Here is a 17,660-nt window from a genome sequence, read left to right as displayed (position 1 = left end):
TGGCTCATGACGTCCGGGGCACCGACGCACCGAAGGCCCGGAAGCTTCTGCTTCCGAGCCTTCGATCATCAGTAGCGGGGACAGGATTTGAACCTGCGACCTCTGGGTTATGAGCCCAGCGAGCTACCGAGCTGCTCCACCCCGCGCCGTTGTGTCCAAACCGTACCACGGCGCGGAGGGGCATCCTGACCGGTCAGCCGCCGGCCGCCTCCTTGTCCCCACTGCCCTTGTCGGCGCTCTTGTCAGCGTCCTTGCCCGCGTCCTTGTCCGCGTCCTTGTCCGCGTCCTTGTCGCCGCTCGACGCCTTGTCGGCCTCGGACTGCGCCTTCTCGGCGCGCTGAAGGGCGTCCTCCAGCTTGTCCTGCGCCTCGCCGTACGCGGTCCAGTCGCCCTCCTTGAGGGCCTTCTGGCCGTCCTCGAAGGCCTTCTCGGCGTCCGCCAGGGCTTCCTTCACCGTGGAGTTCGCCGGTGGCTCGGTGGTGTCCCCACCGGGCTCCTCCGGCTCGGCCGGGGTGTCCCCGTCCACTTCGAAGGCCTCGTTGAGCGCCTCCGAGAGGGAGTTGGCGAAGCCGATCCGGTCGCCGTACGAGACGGCCACCTTGCGCATCAGCGGGTACTCGGCGTTGCGGCCCTGTGCGTAGATCGGCTCGACGTAGAGGAAGCCCTTGTCGAGCGGCACCGTCAGCAGATTGCCGTACAGGACCGTCGAGTCGGCGCCCTTCATGTCGCGCACCCAGTTCGCCACGGTATTCGAGGAGTTGAGCTTGTTCTGGACCTGCTCCGGTCCGTAGACCTTGTCCTCGGTGACTCTCAGGAGCCTTATGGTCCCGTAGTCCTTGCTGGTGGCGTCGGCGTCCACGGCCATGAAGGCGCGCAGGTTGGGCCTGCCGCTCGGCGTGAACGTCGTCGTCAGCGAGAACTGCTGGCTGGTCTGACCCGGCATCTTCATGGACAGGTAGTACGGCGGGACCGGACTGTTGTCCTTCTTGGTCGGGTCGTTCGGGACCTGCCAGGCGTCGGACGCGTTGTAGAACTGGTTCGAGTTCGTCACGTGGTACAGCGAGAGCAGTTCACGCTGGACCTTGAACATGTCCTGCGGATAGCGCAGGTGCTCCTTCAGCTCCGTGGGGATCGCGCTCTTGGGTTCGACCGTGTCCGGGAACGCCTTCTTCCAGGTCTTCAGGACCGGGTCGCTGTCGTCCCAGGTGTAGAGCTTGACCTCGCCCGTGTACGCGTCGACGGTCGCCTTCACCGAGTTGCGGATGTAGTTGACCTGGTTCTGCTGGGCCACCACGGAGCGCTGACTGTCGGCCTCGTTGAGGGAGTCAGCCGTGGTGTCCCCGAGCGTCGTACGGGACGCGTACGGGTAGCCGTTCGACGTCGTGTACGCGTCGACGACCCACTTGATCTTGCCGCCGACGACGGTCGGGTACGCGTCGCCGTCGATGGTCAGCCACGGCGCGACGGCCTCGACGCGCTCCTTCGGGGTGCGGTTGTACAGAATCCGCGAACCGTCGCCGATGGCGCCGGAGTAGAGGATCTGCGGCTCGCTGAAGGACACCGCGTAGGCGGCCCGGTTGATCGGGTTCGAGAGGTTGACGCCGCTCTTGCCCTCGTAACTGGTGGTCTTCTGCGTGCCGTCGTCCTGCTCGTAGTCCAGCTCCTTCTGCGGCCCGCCGACGATCGAGTACTGCGTCGTCTTCTCGCCGTAGTAGATGCGCTGGTTGTAGCTGCCGAGGTCGCCCGCGGTGGGCAGGCCGGACTCGGTGAACTGCGGGGCGCCCTGGGCCGTCGACGTGCCCTGCGCCGTCACGGCTCCGTAGCCGTGCGTGTAGACGAAGTGGTCGTTGATCCAGTTGCGCTTGTCGAGCTTGCTCAGGTTCAGCTCGCGCAGACCCACGACGGTGTCCTGGCCGTTGTAGCGGTCCACGTCCAGGGTCGTCGGGAACTGGTAGTACTTCCGCTGCTGCTCGAGCTGCTGGAAGGTCGGCGAGACGACGTTCGGGTCGTTCAGGCGGTAGCTGGCCGCCGAGTCGGCGTCCGAGCGCTGCTTCGCGGTGCCCTTGTCCGAACCCTTGCCGCTGTAGTCGACGGGCGTCGCCTTGTCGATGCCGTACGCCTTGCGGGTCGCCTCGATGTTCTTCTCGATGTACGGGGCTTCCTTGGACTGCTCGTTCGGCTGGACCTGGAACTTCTGGACGATGGCCGGGTACAGGCCGCCGATCAGGATCGCCGAGAGCACCATCAGGCCGAAGCCGATGACCGGGAGCTGCCAGGTGCGCCGCCACAGCGTCGCGAAGAACAGCACCGCGCAGATGATGGCGATGCAGAACAGGATCGTCTTCGCCGGCAGGTAGGCCTGGGCGTCGACGTAGCGCAGGCCCGTCCAGTTGTCCGTCGCCTTGAAGTCGCTCGACTTCACCGCGAGCCCGTACCGGTCGAGCCAGTACGCGACGGCCTTCAGGGCGACGAACACGCCGAGCAGGACCGACAGATGACCCGTCGCCGCCGCCGTGGCCCGCGCGCCGGGGCTGGTGACGCGCAGCCCGCCGTACAGGTAGTGCGTCAGCGCGGCGGCGACCAGGCCGATCACCGCGGCGGCGAAGCCGAAGCCGAGCAGGAAGCGGTACCAGGGCAGATCGAACGCGTAGAAGGACACGTCCATGTGGAACTGCGGGTCCTTCTGGTCGAAGGGCACGCCGTTCACGAACATCAGCCATGTGCGCCACTGGCTGGCCGCCGAGGCGCCCGCGATCAGCCCGACGAGGGCGGTGATCCCGAGCAGCAACCACTTCTTGAAGGGCGCGATGCCCATCCGGTAGCGGTCGAGGCTCTGCTGTTCCATCGACATGGCGCTGAGCGGCGGGCGCAGCCGGTGCGCCAGCCAGATGTTCACGCCGACGGCGAGCGCCATGAGCAGACCGAAGACGAAGAAGAGTCCGATCTTCGTCCACAGCATCGTCGTGAACACGGACGAGAACTTGACCGACCGGTACCAGAGCCAGTCCGTCCAGAACCCGGCGAACATGACGAACGCCATGCCGAGCACGGCAAGAACGCCGAGCGTCAGCAGCAGCGTCCGGGCACGCCGGGACGGTCGGCCCACTCTGATCCGCGGCCCCGTCGGGCCTCCGCCGCGGTCCGGCATCTGGAAAGCCAAGGTGCGCACCTCGAAAGTTCAGTAATCGATCGGTCAGGCCCCCGAGATCGCGGACCCATCACCTATGCAACTTACTCACGCTTTACTCAGTTCCCGCTTCGGGGGAGGAACGAGGCAGGATTGTGACCATGCCCAACACTCCTATGGCAGCGAGCCCCCTCACCCGGGCCGTACTCGAGATCGACGAGTACGCCTCCGGCCTCGGCTGGGACCAGCCCGCTCGCCTCTTCGCCCTTGTCGACACGGCCGCGCTGCGCGCCCAGGAACCCGCTCTCGCCTCCCAGCTCGGCCTGGAGGGCGAGCAGGAGGCCCCCGGCCTCACCCCCATCGAGCAGGACGAGATCCCTGCCGGAAAGCCGCTGGACGAGTTCCTCGGCACCATCGCGTGGCCCGACGCCGTCGCGGGCTGCGCCCTGACGGTGGAGCGCCTCATGCTGCCGCCGTCCGCAGAGGCGTCCGTCCCCGAGGGGCTGAGCGACAAGAAGCTCGCGAAGTGGGTCGCCGAGCACCCGGACCGCCAGGAGGTCCGGATGACGGTCGGTGTGCTGCGCGACGGCACCCGTGACTCGGCGCTGCGCCTGCGCGAGAAGGACGCGTCGACGGAGGTCCTCACCGGCGCGAAGCTGGTGCCCGGTCTCGCGGAGGCCCTGGCGGCGACGTTCGCCGAGTGACGTTCTCCCGCTCTACGGAGAGGGCGCGCCGGGAGATCCCGGCGCGCCCCTCTCCGTAGAGCCGTGTTCCGAACTGCGAAACGTCAGCCCTTGGTGGTGCACTGCGGCAGGTCGGCGGTGTTGCCGCTGCGGATGTCCTTGAGCGCGTCGACGGCGTCGTCGATGGTGTTCACCTTGACGAGCGTGAGCCCGTCCGGGACGTCCTTGGCCGCGGTGGCGCAGTTGTCCTTCGGGGTGAGGAAGTACTGCGCTCCCTTGTCGCGCGCGCCGACGGTCTTCATCCCGATGCCGCCGATCGGGCCGACCTTGCCGTCGTCGTCGATGGTTCCGGTGCCGGCCACGAACTTGCCGCCGGTCAGGTCGGTGGGCGTGAGCTTGTCGACGATGCCGAGGGAGAACATCAGGCCCGCGCTGGGGCCGCCCACGTCGGCGAGCTTGATGTCGATCTGGAACGGGAAGGTGTGGTCGGTCCCGGCCTGGATGCCGACGATCGCGCGGCCGTCCTCGGCCTTGTCCGTCTTGATCGTCACATTCTCCGTACGGGTCGCCTCCTTGCCGTCCTTCTCGGCGGCGGCCGCCTCCTTGACGGGGACGACGGTGAAGACGACGTTCTCGCCGGCCTTGTGCTTCGTGACGAGCTTCGCGACGTCGGCCGGCTTGGTGACCTTGGTGCCGTCGACGGCCTTGATCACATCACCGGCGTGCAGTGCGCCCTCGGCGGGGCTGTCCTTGACGACGGTGGAGACGATGACCCAGGACTTCACGGGGATGTCCAGCTCGTTCAGGGCGGCGACCTTGGCGCTCTCCTGGGACTGACTGAACTCCTCGGCGTTCTCCTGCGAGGACTGCTCCTCGGTCTGCCCGTCGGGGTAGAGCGTGTCGTGCGGCACCACGATGCTGTCGTGGGCGAGCCACCCGTAGACGGCCGACACCAGGTTCATGTTGTAGTCGGCGCTGGTCACCCGCACCGTCGTCATGTTCAGGTGCCCCGACGTCTCGTACGTCTTGTGCCCGGAGATCTGGATCACGGGTTCGCCGTCGTGGTCCGCGAGGGTGTTCACCGTCGGTCCCGGGGACATCTCCGCGTAGGGCACTTTGATGAGAACCCCCGCGCACAGCAGCGCGATCAGGATCAAGGTCGAGGCGAGCATCGTCGCAGTGCGGCGTGGCATGGAAAGACAGTACGGGACGCCCCTGTAGGCGCACCCCTGGGGCCGGGCCGTACGAGGTCAGGTGCCCGAGTGGGACTTCTCCATGGCTTCGCGGAAGCGCGCGTAGCCGCTGAGCTCGGTCACGTCACCGGTCTTGTGGCGATTGCGACCGGCCCACGTTCCCCACAACCCGGCGCCGACCGCGGCGACAACCGGAATGAGCAGCCACATGAGCACTGCCATACGGACCTCCCGACCCCATGAGCGACCGCAACTGACTGATCAGCAGATTAACCATCCGCAGTGTCAACGCTCGCCGCAGGGGTCCGGTTACGCAACCGGAACCTCAGCAGGCTCCGCCCCGTCCTCCCGTCGCCCGACCGCCGCCCCTCGACGAGGCGCTACGCGCCGACCCATTCGTCGGTCCCGTCGGAGAACGTCTGGTGCTTCCAGATGGGTACGTCGTGCTTCAGGTCGTCGATGAGCTTGCGGCACGCCTCGAAGGCCTCGCCGCGGTGCGGGCACGACACCGCGACGACGACGGCGAGGTCACCGACCGTCAGATCACCGATCCGGTGGACCGCCGCGAGAGCGCGCACGGGGAACTCGGCGACGACCTTCTCCGCGATGCGCCGCATCTCCGCCTCGGCACTCGGATGGCACGAGTAGCCGAGCCGGTCGACGTCGGAGCCGCCGTCGTGGTTGCGCACGGTTCCCACGAAGAGCGCGGTGCCGCCCGCCGCGTCGTCGCCGACGGCCTGGAAGACCTCGTCGATGGAGAGCGGGGTCTCACGGATGGCGAGCAGCTTGATCGGGTCGTGCGCCGCCTGCTCACCGGGGTGGTCGTGCTGGGTGGGTGCCATGCCCACATCGTGCCGCACGCCGCCGACAACCGTGAATAGCGTTTTCCCCCGCACGCGCGCGTGCCGAATTGGAGCCTCCTACAGGTGGCCCGTTCAGCTGGCCCGGTCAGGTGTCCGGGCAGGTGGCCCGTCTCAGATGCGCCGCCGTGCCTTGCGCACCCGCCGCACCACGGCCGCGGTACCCAGCAGGGCCACGGTCGCGCCCGCCGCGCCGGCGGCCGTCGCGTCCTTGCGGCCGAGCCGCCGCCCGGCGACGGTGCGCCGCCCCGCGACCTCTTCGAGGAGTTCGGCGAGGACCTCCTCGTTGGTCCACTGGGGGCGCCACCCGGCGTCGTGCAGCCGGCTCCCGCTGACGACCCACGGGTACATCGTGTACGCCAGATCGCCGGCCGGGGAGGGGGTCAGGCCGATGCGGTGCAGCCGGGCCGCGGCGCCGAGCGCGACGGCGGACGGCAGCTCCATGCGCCGGATGCCGCTGAGCTCCTCGACCTCCTCCTGCTCCAGCCAGCCGTCGCAGCCGACGGCGAGCTCCCCGTCGACCTTCTCCAGAACGGCGTACTCCAGGGCGCTGCACAGGTCCTCCACGTGGCAGAACTGCCAGGCGGGCCGTGAACCCGCCACCACGAGGAGACGCGGCGACTCGAAGTACCGGGTCAGGGCCGTGTCCGTACCGCCGACGAGCACCGCGGGACGCACCACGGTGACGTTCAGGCCGGGGTGGGCGCGCGGGGCGCGGCGGGCGAGCCGCTCGACCTCCAGAAGGTCGCCGACGCCGGTCGCCTCGGCCGTGGCGCGCAGTTCGGCGTCCTCGGAAAGGGGCAGTTCGTTCTCGGCGAGCGCTCCGTAGACCATCGTCGACGTGCACAGGACGACGCGGTGCACCCCGGCCGCGGCGGCCGCGGTCAGCACGGTCTGCGTGCCGCGCACGTTGTACGCGGTGCGCGCCGCGGGGTCGGACTCCAGGTCGAGGTCGAGCGCCAGGTGGACGACGACGTCCGCGCCGCGCAGTTTCTCGGCGATGGCCGGATCCCGTACGTCCAGGATGTGCCAGGTCGCGGAGGCGCACTCGCCGCGCCGCTCGTCGATGGCGAGCACCTGCTTGATCGCGTCGGAGGCGGCGAGCCGCTCGGTGAGCAGGGCACCGACGCCGGAGGCGGCTCCGGTGATCGCGACGACGGGCCCGCGCACGGCGGGACTGGTTGAGGGGTTTCGCGCTGCGCGAACCTGCGGATCTGGGGAACTCACCGGGCGTCTCCAGCGGTTGTCTTCAGTACGTACGCGTATGACGCGTACGTACCAGGAGGCATCCATCCTGCCGCAGGCCATGAGTCGGCGAAGCACCGAGGCCACATCCCGCCATGGTGTCTACGCTGGGTGTGTAGTCGGGCAGTCGCCGCCGGGGTCAGAACCGGTGGCCTTACCAGCCGAGGATTCCCGTGAGTGACACCCCATTCGGTTTCGGCCTTCCGCCGGAGGAGCCGGACGACGGCGACGAGGGCAAGAAGAAGGACCAGCAGGGCGGTGGCGGTCAGGGACCGGCCAACCCCTTCGGATTCGGGTTCCCGGGCCTGCCCGGCGCGGGCGGCCCGGGTGGCGCGGGGGGTGACAACCCGTTCGCGGCCATGTTCGGCTCGATGAATCCGAACGACCTGGGGGCGGCCTTCCAGCAGCTCGGCCAGATGCTCTCCTACGAGGGCGGCCCGGTGAACTGGGACATGGCCAAGGACATCGCCCGCCAGACCGTGTCGCAGGGCACCCAGGACGGCGTGAAGGACGCGAGCGTGAGCGGCGCCGACCGCACCGCGGTCGAGGAAGCCGTACGCCTGGCCGACCTGTGGCTGGACGACGCGACGTCGCTGCCTTCGGGCGCGGGCTCGGCGGTGGCCTGGAGCCGCGCCGAATGGGTCGAGGCGACCCTTCCGGCGTGGAAGGAGCTCGTCGACCCGGTCGCCGAGCGCGTCGGCCTGGCCATGGGCGACGTGCTGCCCGAGGAGATGCAGGCCATGGCGGGCCCGCTGATCGGCATGATGCGCTCCATGGGCGGTGCCATGTTCGGCTCGCAGATCGGGCAGGCCCTCGGTGTGCTCGCGGGCGAGGTCGTCGGCTCGACCGACGTCGGCCTGCCGCTGGCACCGGCGGGCAAGGCCGCGCTGCTGCCGCTGAACATCGAGGCGTTCGGCAAGGACCTCGGCGTGCCGCAGGAAGAGGTCCGCCTCTACCTGGCGCTGCGCGAGGCCGCCCACCAGCGGCTGTTCGCGCACGTGCCGTGGCTGCGCTCGCACCTGTTCGGCGCGGTCGACGGGTACGCGCGCGGCATCAAGGTCGACACCTCGAAGCTGGAGGACGTGGTCGGCCAGTTCGACCCGCAGAACCCGGAGCAGATCCAGGAAGCTCTCCAGCAGGGCATGTTCCAGCCGGAGGACACCCCGGAGCAGAAGGCCGCTCTCGCCCGCCTGGAGACCGCTCTGGCGCTCGTCGAGGGCTGGGTCGACGCGGTGGTCCACGCGGCCGCGAAGCCGCGTCTGTCGTCCGCCGACGCGCTGCGCGAGACGCTGCGCCGCCGTCGCGCGAGCGGTGGCCCCGCGGAGCAGACGTTCGCGACGCTGATCGGCCTGGAGCTGCGCCCGCGCCGCCTGCGGGACGCGTCGCGTCTGTGGGCGTCGCTCACGGACGCGCGTGGCGTGGACGGCCGTGACGGCCTGTGGGCCCACCCGGACATGCTGCCGACGGCGTCCGACCTGGACGACCCGGACGGCTTCGTCCACCGCGAGCAGCTGGACTTCTCCGAGCTCGACAAGATGCTCGGCGACGCGGCGGCGGGCGGCTCCGGCGAGAAGCCGAACCTCTCCAAGGACGACTCCGAGAACGACTCCCGGGACGACGAGGGCGACGGCGACAAGTGAGCCTGTACGACGACGCGGTCCTCGTGCTGAAGAGCTACGAGGACCAGCCGGACCTGCGCCAGGTCTACCTGGACCATCTGTCCGAGCACGGTGACGCCGGTATGTGGAAGCCCTGCACGGCGGGGCACCTCACGGCGAGTGCCCTGGTGATCGACCCCGCACGCGGGCGTGTGCTGCTCACGCTCCACAAGAAGCTGCGGATGTGGCTCCAGATGGGCGGCCACTGCGAGCCCGGCGACGCGACGCTCGCGGCCGCCGCGCTGCGTGAGGCGACCGAGGAGTCCGGCATCCCGGGGCTCACGCTGCTCCCGGGCGGCCCGGTCCGGCTGGACCGGCACCCGATCCCCGGGCCCTGCTCGTGGCATCTGGACACGCAGTACGCGGCGCTCGCCCCGGCGGACGCCACGGAGGCCATCAGCGACGAGTCGCTGGACCTGCGCTGGTTCCCGTACGACGAGGTCGCGGACGTGGCCGACACGTCGGTGGTGCGGCTCGTGGAGGCGGCGCGGGCGCGCCTCTGAGGACGTCGTCCGAGGACCCAGATGTAAGGGGCGGGCGCCATGGCGCCCGCCCCTTACACATGCACCCGTAGGCGCTAGCTCCAGACGTTGCCCTGGTTCTGGCCCCGGGCGCCCTGCTGTCCCATCCCGTACTGCGCGGCGATGCCCTGCCCCACCACCGCGTTCTGCGGCGGCAGCAGCTCGCTGGGCTGGACGAGCGCGTAGCCGGTGCCCATGAAGCTGAGCTCCCAGCCCTCGCCGGTGTTGCCGCGGCGCCGCCACACGCCCGAGGAGTGCGTCTGGGCCTGCATCTGCACCCGCAGGCCGGTCGACCAGGCGACGATGGCGTCCGCGTCGGCGTTGACGTACTTGTCGGGCGTGACCTGGAGCATGAGCGGCTGGCCCGACGTCATCAGGGCGACCTTGCCGCGCCCGGTGATGTTGAGCTGGTACTTGCCGGAGCCGGAGATGCCGAACTGGCTGTCCACGGCGATGACTTCGTGGTGCAGGGACGAGTCCATCGCCAGCACGTAGCTGCTGTCGACGGTCAGGCCGTCCTGCTCGACGTCCACGACGTGGATGTACTGGCCGAGGTTCGCCAGGTAGACGGTCCCCTGGCCGTGGCAGCGCATCAGGCTGAGGCCCTCACCGGTGGTGGCGCGTGCGCGCTGCTGCCCCGACGTCTGGACCTCGCCGTCGAACTCCATCAGCCCCTGGTAGGCGACCATCGCTCCCTTGCGGGCGAGGATGTCGTCGTGGCCTTCCAGGGTGACCCGCAGCATCTGCGGGTTCTGCACCGTGTAGCGGTCCTGGGACTGCTGCTCGGCGTGTGCGAAAAGCGGGCTCTGCATGGTGTGTTCGCTCCCCCTAGCCCCGGACTCGGAGACGGTCGGTGCTGTCCTCACTGGGCTGTACGACGACGATGCCCTCGCCGGAGAAGCCCATCTGGTAGGCCTCTCCGCTGCCGCGCCCGATGAGCGAGCCGGCCCGGAAGCTGCGCTTGCCCTTCACCTTCAGCTTCGGCGACCAGGCGATGAGCGCGTCGGGGTCCACGTACGTCTCGTCCTCGCCGCGGCCGCAGTCGACGACGATGGGGGCGCCTCGCGATGTCAGGGCGACGAAGCCCTGGCCGCTGATCGTGATGTTCCACAGGCCCTGGCCCGCGAACTTGGCGAGGCCCTTCACGCGCTCGACGCCCCACTGGAGGTGCGCGTCGAAGGCGAGCAGGTTGGTGCCGTTGACGGAGATCGAGTCGCCGCCGAGGTTGATGACGACGACGTCCGCTCCGTAGTCGGCCAGGTAGAGCAGACCGTCACCGGTGCACTTCATAAGAGGCGCGCCCTCGCCGGTGATCCAGTCGCGGGCGATCTGGCGTACGGCGGGCGGGTTCGGCTCGTACTGCACGAAGCCTTCGTAGGCGACCATCGAGCCCACGCGCGCGAAGAGGTCGTTTCCGGTCTGCATGGCGACCTTCAGCATGTTGCTGCCGTGGTTCTCCATGCGGGCGGCTACCGGGGTCGGGGCGAAGCCCGCGATCGGCTGGTTCATGACGGGCTCCCTCAGACCTCGTACGGCTGGACGACGATGAAGTTGCCGGGTGCGCCCCGGAACTGGAGGTTGACGCTCTCCCCGCTGTGACCGGGGAACGCGTTGCGCCGCATCCGGACCTGGCTGGAGACGATCGCCTGCGCGGCCGCCGACCAGGCCACGACCGCGTTGCAGTCGGCGAACGTCGTCGGCGTCACCGGGAGCACGACCGGTGTGCCGTGCGTCTTCACGACGACGGTGCCGGTGCCCTGGAACTGCATCACGAACAGGGCACCTCCCGGGATGCCGTGCCCTTCGATCCTGCGGACCTCGTGCTGGAGCGTCTCGTCGTAGGCGAGGACGTTCTCCGCGGAGACGCAGATCGCGTCGCCCTGGAGCTCGATGGGGTGCAGGTGGGTGGCCTCTTCCGCGAGGAAGACCTGGCCGCGTCCGGTGCAGCGCATGAGCTGCATCTCCTGGCCGGTGGCGTTGCCCACGATGCGGCCGGCGAATCCGGCGCCCTTGTAGCTGAAATCGACCTTGCCCTGGTAGAGCACCATGCTGCCCTGCCGCGCGAGCACGGCCTGGTCACCACCGGCGCCGAGGTCGACGCGGATCAGTTTCTTGTTCTGGAGCGTCCAGCGCTGGCCGGTCGGCGCCTCGCGGTACTTCTCCAGGGCCGCCGCCACACCCGGCGCGGGGGCCTGCTGCGGGACTCCCTGGGGCATGCCGTACGGGGACGGTGCGCCGGGCGGCTGCTGTCCGTATCCGGGCGGCGCTGCCGGTGTCTGCGGCTGCTGTCCGTATCCGGGCGGCAGGGGCGCGCTGCCCTGGCCGGGCACCTGCCCGAACGGGGGCTGCTGCGGCTGCTGACCGTACGGGCTCGGGGCGACCGGCGTCGGAGGCGGCGGCACCGTACCGGGCGGCGTGGCCAGCGGCGCGACGATGGTGGGCGCCGCGTGGACGGGCGGGGCGGGCGCCGGAGGGGCGTGGGCTGCTGCGGCGGCGCGAAGGCCTGCGGCGCCGGGGCCGGAGCGGCCGCCGCGGGTGCCCCGAAGGCGGGCGGCGCGGCCGCCTGGGCGGGCGGCGCGAAGCCGGGGGACGCGGACTGGGGCTGCGCCGCGGCCGGCTCCTCCTCGGCGACCTCGCCGCCGAAGTTCTTCAGCAGCGCGTCGAGGCCGCCGTCGAAGCCCTGTCCGACGGCCGCGAACCGCCAGACGTCCTTCAGGTAGAAGTCGCCCAGCATGACCGCGCGCTCGGTGGTGAACTCGGCGCCGCCGAACGCGTAGCGGGCGACCTCCTCGCCACCGGCGACGATCCGGATGTAACCGGGCGCGACCTGCGACATCTGGCCGGGACCGTCGATGGTCGCGGTGAACGACAGCTTGTGGATCTGCGCCGGGATCTTGTCCAGCGTGACGCGGAAGGACTCGGTGTCACCGGCCTGCGCGCCGAGCAGCTGGACGGATTCCTCGGGGGTCTTCGGCTGGTTGAAGAAGACGAAGTACCGGTCGTCAGACAGCCGTTCTTCGGCGTCGAGGCCGAAGCAACTGATGTCGAAGGAAAGTCCGGGGCCGCTGATCTGTACGCCTACGTACAGATCGGTGCCCGCGGTGAGGTCACTGATCTTGGCCTTGTGGCCGCGTTGGAATTCCCTGGCCATGCGTAACGACCGTCCCCCATCCGGATGGTGATTGCGTCGCGCCAGGCTAACTGCAAACCCTGTAAGCGGAGGAAGTCGGTACAGCCCTGGTACAGAACCGTCCGCGGCGCCCCGCGCCGACGCCCCTGACGGCGCTCCGGAGAAAGCCCGGGCAGTCACCCGGGCAAACGATCACTCGCCGCGCGTGGTCGGCAGGTGCGGCAGCCGGTCGGCCGCGACCACCCCTTCGAGGTAGCCGCGCGCCCGCTCCGTCCGCGGATACGCCTCAAGGAGACGCCAGAAGCGCGGTCCGTGCCCCGGCACCAAGAGATGCGCGAGTTCGTGGAGGAGCACGTAGTCGACCACGTACTCGGGCATGCCTTGCAACCGGTGCGAGAGGCGAATGCTGCCTTCGGCCGGGGTGCAGGAACCCCACCGGGTGTTCTGGTTGGTGACCCAGCGGACGGACGCCGGACGGGCCTTGCCGTCGAGGTACTGCTCCGAGAGCCGCTCGGCGCGCTCGGCCAGCTCCGCGTCGCCGAGGACCCGCTTGCTCTCCTGCGCCGCGAGCTTGTCCAGCATGACGCTCACCCAGCGCTGTTCCTCGGCCTCCGACATCCGGGCCGGGATGAGGACCACCGTGCGGTCGCCCTCGCGATAGGCGGAGACCGTCCTGCGGCGTCGCGCACTCCTGCGGACCTCGACCGCGCTCACCCCCGGACCGCCTGGCGGCGGGCTGGTCGTGCTGCGCTGCGTGTTCGTGGCACGGTGCAGTGGGTCGGCGGGCACGCCCCGACGTTACCCGCTGCGCAGGGCGGAAGTCCCGCCTCCAGAACTCTTCGGTGTGCTCCCGGGCCCGCGCCGCTTGATTCGTACGACTATCCCCCGGCCCTGTGGACAACTTTCCGCACGCTTCCGGCCGAACCGGCATGCTGGCGATCGATCGACGCGAACGACGTGAAAAGTGCGTACGACGCATCAGTCGCAGAGAGACGAAACGGCACAGCACGGGGGGGACAGCCATGCATCCGATCCTGAAGCCGGCGCTGCGGCGCGGCTGGCACGACCTGAACACGGTGCAGTTCGGGATGACACCGGCGCACGCGGTGGTCGTCGGTCCGGTCGACACGGCGACGGGCAGCTTCATGACGCTGCTCGACGGGACACGCGGCGTACCCCTGCTGCGCGAGGAGGCCCGGAAGATGGGCCTGCCCGACGGCCATGTGGACGCACTCCTGGAACGGCTGGCCGGCGCGGGGCTGCTGGACGACGCGACGGGTGGCGGGCCTGCCGCCGACGCGCTGCGTGCCCAGTCACGGGTGATGGACCGGCTGCGCCCCGACCACGCCGCGCTGACGGTGACGACGTCCGAACCGGCCGAGGCCGTGCAGAAGCTGGCGGCACGGCACGCCATGCGGGTTCAGGTCAGAGGGGCGGGGCGGGTGGGCGCCGTCGTCGCCTCGGTGCTCGCCTCGGCAGGGGTCGGCCATGTCGACGTGCGGGACGGCGGCTGCGTCGAACCGTGGGATGTGGCTCCCGGCGGTCAGTGCGTGGAGGCGGTGGGCGAACGCCGGGACGTATCGGCGCGACGGGTGGTGCGCGCCCTGGCCCCGGCCCGGCCGCCGCGCCCCGACCGGCGCAGGACGGCCTCGCGCCCGGCGGAGGAGGAAGCGGGAGAGCCGCCCCTCTCCCTGGTGATCGTCGCTCCGCGGGACGGACTCGCGGTCCACTCCCCCGATCCCGCCGCGGTCGAGGACCTGGTGGCGGCGGGCATCCCGCATCTGTACGCGGGGGTCGTCGAGGCCACCGGGATCGTGGGGCCGCTGGTGCTGCCGGGCGGCACCGGCTGCGCGCACTGCCACTTCCTCGGCCGTGCGGACCGCGATCCGACGTGGCCTCGGCTGCTCGCCCAGTGGCGCTCGGGGCGTGCCGCGCGCCAGGTGGGGGCCTGTGACGTGGGTCTGGCCACGGCGGTCGCCGGGCTCGCGGCGGCGCACGGACTGGCTTTTCTGGACGGGGAACTGCCGTCGAGCACCGGAGCGCGCTGGGAGGCGTCGGCGCCGGGCCTCGACTGGCACGCCCGGCCGGTCTGGCCGCATCCGGAGTGCCCGTGCGGTGCGGGTGAGAGAGGTAACGGGCAGGAGACCTCCGTGGAGCAAGGGCCGCACGACACAATGGTCGGGTAAGCAATGGCCGACGGTGTCACGTCGCCTGGGCATGCGCAGCACGGCTGTCCGGCACTTGGAGGGGTGTATGTCTGATCTTCCCCGGAAGGCGGTTACCCGGACCGCCAAGTTGGCCGCGCTGCCAATCGGCTTCGCCGGCCGTGCCACCTGGGGCATCGGCAAGCGCATCGGCGGCAAGTCCGCCGAGATCGTCGGCCGCGAGCTCCAGCAGCGCACGGCGGAGCAGCTGTTCAAGGTCCTGGGTGAACTCAAGGGCGGAGCGATGAAGTTCGGGCAGGCCCTGTCCGTCTTCGAGTCGGCGCTGCCGGAGGAGGTCGCGGGTCCCTACCGGGCCGCTCTGACCAAGCTTCAGGAGGCGGCGCCTCCGATGCCCACCCGCACCGTGCACGCGGTCCTGGCGGAGCGGCTCGGCGAGCAATGGCGGGAGCTGTTCGAGGAGTTCGAGGACAAGCCGTCGGCGGCCGCGTCCATCGGGCAGGTGCACCGGGCCGTGTGGCACGACGGGCGCGAAGTCGCGGTGAAGGTGCAATACCCGGGCGCGGGCGAGGCCCTGCTCTCGGACCTCACTCAACTGAGCCGTTTCGCACGCCTGTTGGGCCCGCTCATTCCGGGGATGGACATCAAGCCGCTCATCGCCGAGCTGCGCGACCGGGTGTCGGAGGAGTTGGACTACGCGCTGGAGGCCCAGGCCCAGCGTGCCCACGCCGAGGAGTTCGCGGACGATCCGGACGTCGTGGTGCCGCAGGTGGTGCACCAGTGCGACCAGGTCCTGGTCACCGAGTGGATCGACGGGACGCCCCTCGCGGAGATCATCAACGACGGCACGGAGGAACAGCGCGATCGCGCGGGCCAGTTGCTGGCGCGCTTCCTGTTCTCGGGTCCGGCGCGCACCGGCCTGCTGCACGCCGATCCGCATCCGGGCAACTTCCGGCTGCTGCCGGACGAGGAGGGCGGCTGGCGGCTCGGCGTCCTGGACTTCGGGACGGTGGACCGCCTCCCGGGCGGACTGCCCACACCGATCGGCGCCTCGCTGCGCATGACGCTTGCCGGTGACGCGGTCGGCGTCTACGAGCTGCTGCGCGAGGAGGGCTTCGTCAAGGAGTCGATCGAGCTCGAACCGGGCGCGGTGCTCGACTATCTGCTGCCGATCATCGAGCCGGCCGAGGTCGAGTCCTTCACGTTCACCCGCTCCTGGATGCGCAACCAGGCGGCACGGATCGCCGACCCCCGCTCGCCCGCGCACCAGCTCGGGAAGCAGCTCAACCTGCCGCCCGCCTACCTGCTGATCCACCGGGTGACGCTCAGCACGATCGGGGTGCTCTGCCAGCTCGGAGCCACGGTCAGGCTCAGGGACGAACTCGAGGCGTGGGTACCGGGGTTCGTGCCGGAGTTCGACGAGGAGGAGGAGGCCGAGCGGGCCGCCGAGGGCTGATCACCACCAGTCGGAGTCGAGCCGTCCCTCGATGGCCCTGATGTTCTCCCGGGCGCAGGTGTCGCAGAAGTAGCGGCTGACACCAGCCTCTCTGGAGCACGTCCAGGTCAGCGGCAGTCCTGGGGCGCTCGCACCGCAGCGGGCGCAGACGATGGCCGAGGGTTCGGGCTGCTGGTCACAGTCCCCGCCAGGAAGAGACGTCACCCGGCGACGATAACTCCGCGTGCCGGTGATCGCCGCTCACCACGCACCGCGGGGGCCGGTCCGGGAAGGACCGGCCCCCGCGGGGACAGCCGCTCACTGCGGCGGTCGGCAGCGACGCTGTGCTGTGTCGTTCGGTGAATCTGTTCTCGGTGGCTCTGTTACTGCATGACGGCCATGGCCAGCGCGCGTCGGGCGCGCAGGGACGCGCGCTCGGCGCGCCGCTGCATCCGGCGAGCGACGACGAGGCGCACGGCCCTGCGTTCGCTCTCGGCCTCACGCAGCTGTTCGTGCATATGCGCACGAGCCAGCGCTTCTGGGATGAGTTGCATCTGACGGGTCCTGTTCTGACGCGATTCGTTCGCGCCGGTGGGGGTGAAGTCTGGGATCGCGGAGCCGGCGGGCTCGCTCGTGGACGGCTTCATCGGGGCCTGCTTCTTGGGGTCGTGCGTCAGAGGGCGGTCGATCGTTCCTGGGGTGTTCATGCCGCAACCGGGTTCTTGCGCGGGCGACCACGCGGCCGCTTGCGGGCAACGACAACTCCCTGGACGAACAGCTCGCCACCCCAGACGCCCCACGGCTCACGCCGCTCCTTGGCACCGGCGAGGCAGGCCTCGACCAGCGGACAGGTACGGCAGAGGGACTTGGCGTACTCGACATCCGCCGGCGACTCCGCGAAGAAGACCTCGGGGTCGTAGGCACGGCAGGGGACGGGCACGCCGAGGTTCTCGATGGCGTCGTCGAGCGCGGTGAGCGCAGTCAGCGGGTTCAAGGTGGAGTCCTCCGTGGACACGGGCGGGGGCAGAGGGTCTGAAGGCGGTACGGACGGGGCGTGCGCTTCGAGTTGCACGGTGTTTTCTTCCTCGTCTGGTCATTCCGGCCGGTGGGCCGGGTGGCGGTGGTACCGGGTTCTTTTCTTGTCCCGAGGCCCCTTCGTGCCGGCTCCTCGGAAGATCGCTGGCTCTTCCGGGAAAAACAGAAGGGCCGCGGATCCCGGGTGGGGTTCCGCGGCCCTGAAGGCGCCGGCCTGATCGTCGATCAGGCTGGATCACTCCAGGGTTCAGGCCCACGGAAGGCCCACATCGTGTGGTGGTGCTGCGTCGTCTGCTTCCGGAATCCGGCACCGGCCGCGGCAAAGGCATAGGCCTGAGCCTGTGCCGTCGCTACTGCTTCCGGTGCCTTGGTCGGTCGCTCATTGCCCTCGCGAATGGGAAGACCCGCGAGAGACAGGCCGGACTCCGGACGCATGGCGCTGACGCCAGACAGACCGGTGCCCAGGTTCGAGAAGCCGAGCAGGCAGGAAGCGACGACCGAGCGATCGGTCATTTTGACGGTGCTGATGGAGCTGGCCTTGATGCTGATCACTGGATTCGCCTCCTCTCGGCGTCTAGGGGACCGGTGAACCGGTCCGACGGCTTTCAAGT

17 protein-coding genes, 1 tRNA gene and 1 pseudogene are annotated in these 17,660 nt (G+C 70.0%); 5 read left to right on the top strand and 14 right to left on the bottom strand.

The window, feature by feature from the left end:
• Positions 1–72: 72 nt before the first annotated feature.
• Positions 73–146: transfer RNA gene (locus tag V2W30_RS26205), tRNA-Met, on the bottom strand.
• Between the two features lie 47 nt (positions 147–193).
• Entirely contained in the window at positions 194–3,148 is a 2,955-nt protein-coding gene (locus V2W30_RS26200; protein WP_338703763.1) for a UPF0182 family protein, read from the bottom strand.
• Positions 3,149–3,288: 140 nt separating this feature from the next.
• Here V2W30_RS26200 and V2W30_RS26195 point away from each other — a divergent pair, with 140 nt between their 5' ends.
• Positions 3,289–3,831 carry a PPA1309 family protein gene (locus tag V2W30_RS26195; protein WP_338700267.1) on the top strand — a complete coding sequence of 181 codons (543 nt, stop codon included), beginning with the start codon at positions 3,289–3,291 and terminating at the stop codon, positions 3,829–3,831.
• Positions 3,832–3,914: 83 nt separating this feature from the next.
• On the opposite strand, the gene V2W30_RS26190 is transcribed toward V2W30_RS26195, so the two are convergent.
• The 4 genes from V2W30_RS26190 to V2W30_RS26175 form a co-directional block, all read right to left on the bottom strand.
• Positions 3,915–5,003 (bottom strand): PDZ domain-containing protein, encoded by a 1,089-nt coding sequence (locus V2W30_RS26190; protein ID WP_338700265.1) that lies wholly within the window; start codon positions 5,001–5,003, stop codon positions 3,915–3,917.
• A gap of 57 nt (positions 5,004–5,060) precedes the next feature.
• Complete coding sequence (locus V2W30_RS26185) at positions 5,061–5,225, bottom strand: hypothetical protein (RefSeq protein WP_338700264.1); 165 nt, start codon at positions 5,223–5,225, stop codon at positions 5,061–5,063.
• A 158-nt stretch (positions 5,226–5,383) separates the two neighbouring features.
• On the bottom strand, positions 5,384–5,845 hold the full coding sequence (locus tag V2W30_RS26180; RefSeq protein ID WP_338700263.1) for a molybdenum cofactor biosynthesis protein MoaE: 462 nt from the start codon (positions 5,843–5,845) through the stop codon (positions 5,384–5,386).
• Positions 5,846–5,977: 132 nt separating this feature from the next.
• Entirely contained in the window at positions 5,978–7,090 is a 1,113-nt protein-coding gene (locus V2W30_RS26175) for an SDR family oxidoreductase (protein WP_338700262.1), read from the bottom strand.
• 191 nt (positions 7,091–7,281) lie between these two features.
• Between V2W30_RS26175 and V2W30_RS26170 the strand changes: the two genes are divergently transcribed.
• Both V2W30_RS26170 and V2W30_RS26165 read left to right on the top strand, forming a co-directional pair.
• Positions 7,282–8,748 carry a zinc-dependent metalloprotease gene (locus V2W30_RS26170; RefSeq protein WP_338700261.1) on the top strand — a complete coding sequence of 489 codons (1,467 nt, stop codon included), beginning with the start codon at positions 7,282–7,284 and terminating at the stop codon, positions 8,746–8,748.
• Complete coding sequence (locus V2W30_RS26165; RefSeq protein ID WP_338700259.1) at positions 8,745–9,269, top strand: NUDIX hydrolase; 525 nt, start codon at positions 8,745–8,747, stop codon at positions 9,267–9,269. Before V2W30_RS26170 ends, V2W30_RS26165 begins: the two co-directional genes overlap by 4 nt.
• A gap of 74 nt (positions 9,270–9,343) precedes the next feature.
• Here the strand turns inward: V2W30_RS26165 and V2W30_RS26160 are convergent, their stop codons facing one another.
• From V2W30_RS26160 to V2W30_RS26145, 4 genes and pseudogenes are all read right to left on the bottom strand, one after another.
• Complete coding sequence (locus V2W30_RS26160) at positions 9,344–10,099, bottom strand: AIM24 family protein (protein WP_338700257.1); 756 nt, start codon at positions 10,097–10,099, stop codon at positions 9,344–9,346.
• Positions 10,100–10,115: 16 nt separating this feature from the next.
• Entirely contained in the window at positions 10,116–10,796 is a 681-nt protein-coding gene (locus V2W30_RS26155) for an AIM24 family protein (RefSeq protein WP_338700255.1), read from the bottom strand.
• Between the two features lie 11 nt (positions 10,797–10,807).
• A pseudogene (locus V2W30_RS26150) lies at positions 10,808–12,438 on the bottom strand (TerD family protein).
• Between the two features lie 171 nt (positions 12,439–12,609).
• Positions 12,610–13,206: a M48 family metallopeptidase gene (locus V2W30_RS26145; RefSeq protein ID WP_338700254.1), complete on the bottom strand. Its 597-nt coding sequence runs from the start codon at positions 13,204–13,206 to the stop codon at positions 12,610–12,612.
• Positions 13,207–13,439: 233 nt separating this feature from the next.
• On the opposite strand from V2W30_RS26145, the gene V2W30_RS26140 reads away from it, so the two are divergent.
• Together V2W30_RS26140 and V2W30_RS26135 are read left to right on the top strand one after the other, a co-directional pair.
• Positions 13,440–14,603, top strand: a complete 1,164-nt coding sequence (locus V2W30_RS26140; RefSeq protein WP_338700253.1) for a ThiF family adenylyltransferase — start codon at positions 13,440–13,442, stop codon at positions 14,601–14,603.
• Positions 14,604–14,670: 67 nt separating this feature from the next.
• Positions 14,671–16,035, top strand: a complete 1,365-nt coding sequence (locus V2W30_RS26135) for an AarF/ABC1/UbiB kinase family protein (protein ID WP_338700251.1) — start codon at positions 14,671–14,673, stop codon at positions 16,033–16,035.
• Here V2W30_RS26135 and V2W30_RS26130 read toward each other — a convergent pair whose 3' ends face one another.
• The 4 genes from V2W30_RS26130 to V2W30_RS26115 all read right to left on the bottom strand — a co-directional run bounded on the left by V2W30_RS26130 (position 16,036) and on the right by V2W30_RS26115 (position 17,601).
• Positions 16,036–16,239 (bottom strand): hypothetical protein, encoded by a 204-nt coding sequence (locus V2W30_RS26130; protein WP_338700250.1) that lies wholly within the window; start codon positions 16,237–16,239, stop codon positions 16,036–16,038. It abuts the gene before it with no gap.
• 158 nt (positions 16,240–16,397) lie between these two features.
• The gene (locus V2W30_RS26125) at positions 16,398–16,721 is read right to left on the bottom strand and encodes a hypothetical protein (RefSeq protein WP_338700249.1); all 324 of its coding nucleotides are present in this window, start codon (positions 16,719–16,721) and stop codon (positions 16,398–16,400) included.
• Entirely contained in the window at positions 16,718–17,086 is a 369-nt protein-coding gene (locus V2W30_RS26120; RefSeq protein ID WP_338700248.1) for a WhiB family transcriptional regulator, read from the bottom strand. The genes V2W30_RS26125 and V2W30_RS26120 overlap by 4 nt, the downstream gene beginning before the upstream one ends.
• A gap of 188 nt (positions 17,087–17,274) precedes the next feature.
• On the bottom strand, positions 17,275–17,601 hold the full coding sequence (locus V2W30_RS26115) for a hypothetical protein (protein WP_338700247.1): 327 nt from the start codon (positions 17,599–17,601) through the stop codon (positions 17,275–17,277).
• Between the last annotated feature and the right edge of the window lie 59 nt (positions 17,602–17,660).

This window comes from Streptomyces sp. Q6 (genome assembly GCF_036967205.1).
Taxonomy (GTDB): Bacteria; Actinomycetota; Actinomycetes; order Streptomycetales; family Streptomycetaceae; genus Streptomyces; species Streptomyces citrinus.
The sequence above is the reverse complement of the archived record's forward strand: the minus strand, read 5'-3'. Positions and strand labels throughout refer to the sequence as shown.

Excerpts from the sequence above, each read along its gene's own strand:
- V2W30_RS26200 (WP_338703763.1), bottom strand. The coding sequence starts at position 3,148 with ATGCCGGACCGCGGCGGAGGCCCGACGGGGCCGCGGATCAGAGTGGGC.
- V2W30_RS26195 (WP_338700267.1), top strand. The coding sequence starts at position 3,289 with ATGCCCAACACTCCTATGGCAGCGAGCCCCCTCACCCGGGCCGTACTC.
- V2W30_RS26190 (WP_338700265.1), bottom strand. The coding sequence starts at position 5,003 with ATGCCACGCCGCACTGCGACGATGCTCGCCTCGACCTTGATCCTGATC.
- V2W30_RS26185 (WP_338700264.1), bottom strand. The coding sequence starts at position 5,225 with ATGGCAGTGCTCATGTGGCTGCTCATTCCGGTTGTCGCCGCGGTCGGC.
- V2W30_RS26180 (WP_338700263.1), bottom strand. The coding sequence starts at position 5,845 with ATGGCACCCACCCAGCACGACCACCCCGGTGAGCAGGCGGCGCACGAC.
- V2W30_RS26160 (WP_338700257.1), bottom strand. The coding sequence starts at position 10,099 with ATGCAGAGCCCGCTTTTCGCACACGCCGAGCAGCAGTCCCAGGACCGC.
- V2W30_RS26155 (WP_338700255.1), bottom strand. The coding sequence starts at position 10,796 with ATGAACCAGCCGATCGCGGGCTTCGCCCCGACCCCGGTAGCCGCCCGC.
- V2W30_RS26140 (WP_338700253.1), top strand. The coding sequence starts at position 13,440 with ATGCATCCGATCCTGAAGCCGGCGCTGCGGCGCGGCTGGCACGACCTG.
- V2W30_RS26135 (WP_338700251.1), top strand. The coding sequence starts at position 14,671 with ATGTCTGATCTTCCCCGGAAGGCGGTTACCCGGACCGCCAAGTTGGCC.
- V2W30_RS26125 (WP_338700249.1), bottom strand. The coding sequence starts at position 16,721 with ATGAACACCCCAGGAACGATCGACCGCCCTCTGACGCACGACCCCAAG.